Source organism: Bradyrhizobium sp. P2_E8, assembly GCF_056403875.1.
The window spans coordinates 1-989 of record NZ_JBFUES010001620.1; the positions used below are offsets into that span (position 1 = coordinate 1).

The 989-nt window shown below is 62.0% G+C and carries 2 protein-coding genes; one reads left to right on the top strand and one right to left on the bottom strand.

Annotation, left to right across the window (positions count from 1 at the left end; translation table 11 throughout):
* A partial coding sequence (locus AC1D00_RS42780; RefSeq protein WP_477014873.1) for a methionine synthase occupies nt 1-733 on the bottom strand: 733 nt, incomplete at its 3' end.
* Nucleotides 734-867: 134 nt separating this feature from the next.
* Between AC1D00_RS42780 and AC1D00_RS42785 the strand changes: the two genes are divergently transcribed.
* A partial coding sequence (locus tag AC1D00_RS42785; protein ID WP_477014874.1) for a thioredoxin domain-containing protein occupies nt 868-989 on the top strand: 122 nt, incomplete at its 3' end.

Consider the following 989-nt stretch of genomic DNA (forward strand, 5'->3'; position numbering starts at 1 on the left):
GGCTGGCGTCGATCGCGGGGAAGATCTGCTCGTATTGCCGCCACTGTGCGCCGAGCGTCTCCTTCCAGTCGGTATTGGCCTTGATGCCGTAGCCGTAACAGATGTGTACGGCGGTGGCGCAGCTCAGGCCTTGCGCGGCCCGCTCCAGCGCCTTGATGCCCCAGTCGTTGACCTCGTCCATGTAGACGTTGAAGGCAGGCTCGTCGAACTGCACGAGATCGACGCCGTCGGCCTGGAGCGCCTTGGCTTCCTCGTTGAGCAGCTCGGCGAAGGCAAAGGCCATCTTGACGCGGTCGCCATAGTAGCGATCGGCAATCGTGTCGATGATGGTCATCGGGCCGGGCAGTGTGAATTTCAGCTTCTTCCTGGTGTGCGTACGCGCGACGGACGCCTCAAAAGCATGGACGCGGCCCTTGAGCCGGAGCGGCGCGACCACCTGCGGCACCATCGCCTTGTAGCGGTCCTTGCGGATGCCCATCTCGACCTTGTGGGCGAAATCGATGCCCTCGATCTTCTCCAGGAAGCCGTGCACGAAATGCTGGCGGGCCTGCTCGCCCTCGGTGACGATGTCGATGCCGGCGTCCTCCTGGATCTTCAGCCAGATCAGTGTCGCGTCCCGCTTGGCGCGCAAGAGCTCGTCGCCCTGCGACTTCCAGGGTGCCCAGAGCATGTTGGGCTCGGCGAGCCATTCGGGCTTCGGCAAGGAGCCGGCGATTGTGGTTGGAAACAGCATGGCGGCCCTCCCGGCAGGTTATGTTGCGCCTCTTCCTGCCATGTCCTAACGTCAAGGTACAGAACAACAAAAGTCGCTTTCTATTCCAGCGGCGACGACAGGGAAGGCCCAAAGGAAAGGCCAACGGAAAGGTCATGATCGATCTCTATTATGCGCCGACGCCGAACGGCTGGAAAATCTCGATCATGCTGGAGGAACTCGGGCTCCCCTATCGCGTGAAGCCCGTCAACATCCGCGCCGGCGAACAGTTCAACCC